The following is a 7,068-nucleotide window of genomic DNA, read 5'->3' on the forward strand; positions in this document are numbered from 1 at the left end:
CAGATCGCCCCCCCGCCGGCCTTCGCCCGGGCTGCGTCGACCGCGAGCGCCAGCAGGCCCAGCGGCAGGCCCTAGCCGGAGGGGCCGGCGGCGGCCGCGGCGCTCAGCGCGTCCAGCGCGCGGCGTACGGCGTCGCCGTCGCGCTCGGCGCGCAGCCGCTCCAGCTTGGCGATCTGCTGGCGGTAGACCTCGTCGTTGTCGACCTTGAGCACCTCCAGCGGCTCCTCGTCGGCCACGCGGTAGGTGTTGACGCCGACCACCTGCTGCGCCCCGGAGTCGATGCGGGCCTGGGTGCGGGCGGCCGCCTCCTCGATGCGCATCTTGGGGATGCCCTGCTCGATGGCCTTCGCCATGCCGCCGGCCTGCTCGGCCTCGGAGATGTGCGCCCAGGCCCGCTCGGCCAGGTCGTGGGTGAGCCGCTCCACGTAGTAGCTGCCCGCCCAGGCGTCGATGATCTCGGTCGTCCCGGACTCCTGCTGGAGCAGCAGCTGGGTGTTGCGGGCGATGCGTGCGGAGAAGTCCGTGGGCAGCGCGATCGCCTCGTCCAGCGCGTTGGTGTGCAGCGACTGGGTGTGCCCCTGGGTGGCGGCCATCGCCTCGATGCAGGTGCGTCCGACGTTGTTGAACACGTCCTGGGCGGTCAGCGACCAGCCGCTGGTCTGGCTGTGGGTGCGCAGCGAGAGCGACTTGGGGTTCTTGGGGTCGAACTGGCGCACCAGCCTCGCCCACAGCGCCCGGGCGGCCCGGAGCTTGGCGACCTCCATGAAGAAGTTCATCCCGATCGCCCAGAAGAAGCTCAGCCGCGGGGCGAAGGAGTCGACGTCCAGCCCGGCGCCCAGCCCGGCCCGGAGGTACTCCACCCCGTCCGCAAGGGTGTAGGCCAGCTCCAGGTCGGCGGTCGCCCCGGCCTCCTGCATGTGGTAGCCCGAGATCGAGATGGAGTTGAACCGCGGCATGTTCTGCGAGGCGTACGCGAAGATGTCGGAGATGATCCGCATCGACGGCGCCGGCGGGTAGATGTAGGTGTTGCGGACCATGAACTCCTTGAGGATGTCGTTCTGGATGGTCCCCGCCAGCGCCGAGGGCTTCACCCCCTGCTCCTCGGCGGCGACGATGTAGAGCGCCATCACCGGCAGCACGGCGCCGTTCATGGTCATCGAGACGCTCATCTTGTCCAGCGGGATGCCCTCGAACAGGGTCCGCGCGTCGTAGATGGAGTCGATGGCGACCCCGGCCATGCCCACGTCGCCGCGCACCCGAGGGTGGTCGGAGTCGTAGCCGCGGTGGGTGGCCAGGTCGAAGGCCACGCTGAGGCCCTTCTGCCCGGCCGCCAGGTTGCGCCGGTAGAACGCGTTGGACTCCTCGGCGGTCGAGAACCCGGCGTACTGCCGGATCGTCCAGGGCCGTGTGGTGTACATCGTCGGGTACGGACCGCGCAGGAACGGGGTGAGCCCCGGGTAGGTGTCCAGGGCGTCCAGGCCCGCGAGGTGCTCGGGACCGTAGACGGGCAGGATCTCGATGCCCTCGGGACTCATCCAGGGGGCGGACCCGGTCACCTCCGGCGCGCCCGGGAGGGAGGAGTGGCCGGGGGCGTCGCTGAGGGGGAGGCCGGCGAAGCTCTTCGGGACGGTCATGCTTGGGCCTCCCCTTCGAGACGCTCGGTTCGATGGCTGCGCAGGGCCTGCCGGGTGCGGGTGAGGAAGGCGAGGGCGTCCAGGCCGAGCGCGCAGGAGTCGTCGACGCCCTCCACGGTGGTCGGTCCGGGCTTGCCGGCCAGCACGACCCGCCGGGCACCGGCCCCGCGCAGGGCGGCGACCAGAGGGGCGCCCCACTCGGCGTACGCCGGGTCCGTGCCGGCCAGGCAGACCACCGGCTGGCCGGCGTAGGCGGCCAGCACCCCGTCCACGCCCTTGGTCGCGCCCGCCACGTCGACGGCGATGCCGCCGGCGGCCAGCAGGTTGGTCGCGAACGTGGCCCGGGCGGTGTGCTTGGCGACGCTGCCCATGGTGGCGAGGAAGACCCGCTGCTCGACGGGATCGTCGCGCAGCGCCTCGAAGGACGCGCCGTACCGGCGTACCTCGTCGCCTCCACCGGCGGGCTCCCGCACCGGCAGCTCCTCGCCCAGGTCGGGGAACTCGCTGAGCCCGGTGAGCGGCCGGCGCCGGGTGGCGACCTCACGCTCCCGGACGGCCACCACCTCCTCGACCCGGCCGCGCAGCGACCCGTCGGCGAGCGCGGCGCGGACCCCGCCGGCCTCCTCGACCCGGCCCAGCTCCGCCCACCCGGCGCGGGCGAGGTCGTCGGTGAGCCGCTCGACCGAGAACGAGCCGCCGGCAGGGTCGGCGACGGCGCCCACGTGGGACTCGGCCAGCAGCAGCGCGCTGGTGTTCTTGGCGATCCGGCGGCCGAAGGCGTCCGGCCGGCCGAGCGGGGTGTCGAAGGGCAGCACCGTGACCGCGTCGGCACCGCCGACCCCGGCGGCGAAGGCCGCGACGGTCGTCCGCAGCATGTTCACGTAGGGGTCGTACTTGCTCATCATGGGGCGGCTGGTCACGGCGTGCTGTCGCTGGCCGCGCTCGCCGACCCCGCTCAGCTCCAGCACCCGGGCCCACAGCCGTCGGGCCGCGCGCAGCTTCGCGATCGTGAGGAACTGCTCGTCGGTGGCGGCGTACCGGAACTCCAGCAGCCCCGCCGCCTCGGCGACCGGCATCCCGGCGGCGGCCAGAATGCGCAGGTACTCGGCGCCCACCGCCATCGAGTAGCCCAGCTCCTGGGCGTCCGACGCCCCGAGGTCGTGCACCGCGGTGGCATCCACCACGGCCGCCCGGACCCCCGCCGCGCGGGCCAGCTCGGCCAGCGTGGGCAGCACCTCCACGTCGGCCCCCGCGCGTCCGCGCACGGCCGCACCGAGGGGGTCGCCACCCAGGTTGGTGCCGGCGGCGGGCACGACCCCCAGCCGGTCGACCAGCGCGGCCAGGGCTCGGGCCGCGGGTAGCGGGTCGCCGGCCACGTCGAGCACCACCGGGGTCCGGTCCAGTGGGACGCCGTCGAGCAGCCCGGCCGGGTCCGTGCCCTCCTCGAGGGCCAGCCACAGCGAGGTCGCCCCGCTGCCGAGGTCGGCCAGCGCCGCCTCGCTCCCGTCGGCACCGGTGACCCGCACCCGGACGTCCCAGTCCCCCGAGCGCGAGGGGCGGCCCGCGGTGGTGAGCTCCGCGAGCATCCGGGGCACGCCGAGCGGGGGCACCTCGATGCCGTCCAGGGTGGTGCGGCCCAGCTTCTTCCAGGCCAGCGCGTCGGGGTCGCTCTCGCCGAGCCGGTGCGCCTTGCGCAGCACGGCCGCGGCCGCCCGTTCCCACTCGGTGACGTCGTGGCGGTCGGCGTCGGACTGCAGCGCGAGGTGCCCCGACTGCTCTCCGGGGGAAGCGACGGTCATGGTTGGCAGGATAGCCCTCGTCGCGGGACGGCCGGCGCGCCGCCGGTGCGCCCACCGGGCGGGGCCCATCTCACACCTACCCGCAGGAGCCGCAGACCGTTGAATTCGGTACCGTGGCCTGCGTGGCAACGACGACCCTTGTGCAGGGAGCGCGGTCCTCGCGCTCGACGATCGCCCTGAAGCTGGTGATGGCCGTCAGCGGCGTCATCTTCATCCTCTTCGTGCTGATGCACATGTACGGCAACCTCAAGATGTTCGCCGGCCATGACGCCTACAACGCCTACGCGCACCACCTGCGGGTCTTCGGGGAGCCGATCCTCCCCGAGAACGGCCTGCTGTGGATCCTGCGCGTGGTGCTGGTCGTCGCGCTGGTGGTGCACGTCTACTCCGCACTGACCCTGTGGGCCCGGGCGAACGGGGCGCGCAGCGTGCGGTACGTCGCCAGGCGCAAGCCCGCCTCGGCCCTGTCCTCGCGCTGGATGCGCTGGGGCGGCCTGACCATCCTGCTGTTCCTGGTGTGGCACCTGCTCAACTTCACCATCGGCAAGGTGAACGTCAGCGGCGGCGCGACCGACGACCCGTACAACCTGGTGGTCGACACCTTCAGCGCCTGGTGGATGACGATCCTGTACCTGGTCGCGATGCTTGCGCTGGGACTGCACCTCCACCACGGCACGTGGAGCGCCTGCCAGACCCTGGGACTGACCAACTCGGCGTCCTCCCGGGCCCGGGCGAAGGGTCTCGGAGTGGTGCTCGCGGTCGTCATCGCGGGCGGCTTCTCCCTCGTGCCGATCTTCGTCCTCGCCGGCGTGATCTCGAAGTAAGGGCAGACACATGGCATCCACTCCCACGACCGCGAGCAAGGCTCCCGTCCAGGTCTCCGACGACGCCCGTGGCTACTACACCCTCGGCGACCCGCTGGTCGACACGAAGGCCCCGGGGGGGCCGGTCAGCGAGCGCTGGTCCACCCGCACGTTCGAGGCCCGGCTGGTCAACCCCGCGAACCGCCGCAAGCTGTCGGTGATCATCGTCGGCACCGGGCTGGCCGGCGGCGCGGCCGCCGCCACGCTCGGCGAGGCCGGGTACAACGTGAAGTCGTTCTGCTACCAGGACTCCCCCCGCCGGGCGCACTCGATCGCCGCCCAGGGCGGCATCAACGCCGCGAAGAACTACAAGGAGGACGGCGACTCGGTCCACCGCCTGTTCTACGACACCGTCAAGGGCGGCGACTACCGGGCCCGGGAGTCCAACGTCTACCGGCTGGCCGAGGTCAGCGCGAACATCATCGACCAGTGCGTGGCCCAGGGCGTCCCGTTCGCCCGCGAGTACGGCGGCCTGCTGGACAACCGCTCCTTCGGCGGGGTCCAGGTCTCCCGCACCTTCTACGCCCGCGGCCAGACCGGCCAGCAGCTGCTGATCGGTGCGTACCAGGCGATGGAGCGTCAGGTGGCCGCCGGCACGGTCACCCAGTACACCCGGCACGAGATGCTGGAGCTGGTCATCGTCGACGGCCGGGCGCGGGGCATCATCGCCCGGGACATGGTCACCGGCGAGATCGAGACCCACCTCGCCGACGTCGTCGTCCTCGCGAGCGGCGGGTACGGCAACGTCTTCTTCCTGTCCACCAACGCGATGGGCAGCAACGTGACGGCGACCTGGCGGGCGCACCGCAAGGGCGCCTACATGGCGAACCCGTGCTACACCCAGATCCACCCGACCTGCATCCCGGTCTCCGGGGAGCACCAGTCCAAGCTCACCTTGATGTCGGAGTCGCTGCGCAACGACGGGCGGATCTGGGTCCCCAAGCGGCGCGAGGACTGCGACAAGGACCCGCGGCAGATCCCCGAGGAGGACCGCGACTACTACCTCGAGCGGATCTACCCGAGCTTCGGGAACCTGGTGCCCCGCGACATCGCCTCCCGGCAGGCCAAGAACGTGTGCGACGAGGGCCGCGGGGTCGGCCCGATGGTCGGTGACTTCCGCCGCGGGGTCTACCTCGACTTCGCCGACGCCATCGCCCGGCTGGGCCGGGCCGCGGTGGAGGAGCGGTACGGCAACCTGTTCGACATGTACGCCCAGATCACCGGGGAGAACCCGTACGAGACGCCGATGCGGATCTACCCCGCGGTGCACTACGTGATGGGCGGTCTGTGGGTCGACTACGACCTGCAGTCGAACCTCCCGGGTCTGTTCGTGACCGGCGAGGCGAACTTCTCCGACCACGGCGCCAACCGGCTGGGCGCGTCGGCGCTGATGCAGGGCCTGGCCGACGGCTACTTCGTGCTGCCCAACACCATCCGCGACTACCTCGCCGACGGGCCCTTCCCGGCCGTCACCGAGGACCACCCCGCGGTGGTCGAGGCCCGGGAGAACGTCGAGAGGCGGATCGCCACCTTCCTCTCCATCCAGGGGCAGCGCTCCGCGGACAGCTACCACAAGGAGCTCGGCCACATCATGTGGGAGTACTGCGGGATGGAGCGCACCGAGGCGGGGCTGCGCAAGGCGATCGACCTCATCCGCGAGCTGCGGGCGGACTTCTGGTCCAACCTCAAGGTGCTCGGCACCGCCGACACGCTCAACCAGTCGCTCGAGAAGGCCGGCCGGGTGGCCGACTTCCTCGAGCTCGGCGAGCTGATGTGCATCGACGCCCTCAACCGGCGCGAGTCCTGCGGCGGTCACTTCCGCGCGGAGTCCCAGACCGAGGACGGGGAGGCGCTGCGCCAGGACGGCGAGTTCGCCTACGTGGCGGCCTGGGAGTTCGGCGGTGACGGCGGAGAGCCGGTCCTGCACAAGGAAGACCTGATCTACACGGCCATCGAGATGAAGCAGCGGAGCTACAAGTGAGCCAGACGATGAAGCTGACCCTCAAGATCTGGCGCCAGGCGAACGCCTCCGCCACGGGCGAGATGCACACCTACCAGGTCGGCGACGTCTCCCCCGACATGTCGTTCCTGGAGATGCTCGACATGCTGAACGAGCAGCTCAACGAGCAGGGCGAGGAGCCGATCGCCTTCGACTCCGACTGCCGCGAGGGCATCTGCGGCATGTGCGGGCTGATGATCAACGGGCAGGCCCACGGCCCGGAGGTGACCACGACCTGCCAGCTGCACATGCGCTCGTTCACCGACGGGGACACCATCACCATCGAGCCGTGGCGCGCCGACCCCTTCCCGGTGCTCAAGGACCTCTGCGTGGACCGGAGCGCGTTCGACCGGCTCATCCAGAGCGGCGGCTTCATCTCGGTCAACACCGGTTCCGCCCCGGACGCCCACGCCGCACCGGTGGCCAAGGACAAGGCGGACCGGGCGTTCAGCGTGGCGACGTGCATCGGCTGCGGCGCCTGCGTGGCCGCCTGCCCGAACGGCTCGGCCTCGCTCTTCATGGGCGCCAAGATCACCCACCTCGGGCTGCTGCCCCAGGGCCAGCCCGAGCGTGAGTCCCGGGCGGCCTCGATGGTCGCCCAGCACGACCACGAGGGGTTCGGCGGCTGCACCAACATCGGGGAGTGCGCGGCCGCCTGCCCCAAGGAGATCCCGCTGGACGTCATCTCCGAGATGAACCGGGACTTCCGCACCGCCCTGCGGCACGGCCACTGACCCGTCGCTGTTTTCCCGCTGACCCGTCGCTGTTTTCCC

General features: G+C 71.6%; 4 protein-coding genes and 1 pseudogene. 3 read left to right on the plus strand and 2 right to left on the minus strand.

The features are described from left to right. Both scpA and PLP61_RS13225 read right to left on the minus strand, forming a co-directional pair. Nucleotides 1-1,634, minus strand: a pseudogene (scpA, locus tag PLP61_RS13220) (methylmalonyl-CoA mutase); the annotation flags it as partial. After that, on the minus strand, nt 1,631-3,433 hold the full coding sequence (locus tag PLP61_RS13225) for a methylmalonyl-CoA mutase family protein (protein ID WP_324503203.1): 1,803 nt from the start codon (nt 3,431-3,433) through the stop codon (nt 1,631-1,633). The gene PLP61_RS13225 and the pseudogene scpA, both read right to left, overlap by 4 nt. A gap of 122 nt (nt 3,434-3,555) precedes the next feature. Between PLP61_RS13225 and PLP61_RS13230 the strand changes: the two genes are divergently transcribed. The 3 genes from PLP61_RS13230 to PLP61_RS13240 are packed head-to-tail and all read left to right on the plus strand — an operon-like array spanning nt 3,556 to nt 7,029. Continuing rightward, nucleotides 3,556-4,257 carry a succinate dehydrogenase cytochrome b subunit gene (locus PLP61_RS13230; protein ID WP_324503204.1) on the plus strand — a complete coding sequence of 234 codons (702 nt, stop codon included), beginning with the start codon at nt 3,556-3,558 and terminating at the stop codon, nt 4,255-4,257. 10 nt (nt 4,258-4,267) lie between these two features. Further along, nucleotides 4,268-6,277 (plus strand): fumarate reductase/succinate dehydrogenase flavoprotein subunit, encoded by a 2,010-nt coding sequence (locus PLP61_RS13235; protein WP_324503205.1) that lies wholly within the window; start codon nt 4,268-4,270, stop codon nt 6,275-6,277. Between the two features lie 8 nt (nt 6,278-6,285). After that, on the plus strand, nt 6,286-7,029 hold the full coding sequence (locus PLP61_RS13240) for a succinate dehydrogenase/fumarate reductase iron-sulfur subunit (protein WP_324503206.1): 744 nt from the start codon (nt 6,286-6,288) through the stop codon (nt 7,027-7,029). Nucleotides 7,030-7,068 lie beyond the last annotated feature (39 nt).

Source organism: Nocardioides sp., assembly GCF_035429765.1.
Classification (GTDB): domain Bacteria; phylum Actinomycetota; class Actinomycetes; order Propionibacteriales; family Nocardioidaceae; genus Nocardioides.

Excerpts from the sequence above, each read along its gene's own strand:
- PLP61_RS13240 (WP_324503206.1), top strand. The coding sequence starts at position 6,286 with ATGAAGCTGACCCTCAAGATCTGGCGCCAGGCGAACGCCTCCGCCACG.
- PLP61_RS13225 (WP_324503203.1), bottom strand. The coding sequence starts at position 3,433 with ATGACCGTCGCTTCCCCCGGAGAGCAGTCGGGGCACCTCGCGCTGCAG.
- PLP61_RS13235 (WP_324503205.1), top strand. The coding sequence starts at position 4,268 with ATGGCATCCACTCCCACGACCGCGAGCAAGGCTCCCGTCCAGGTCTCC.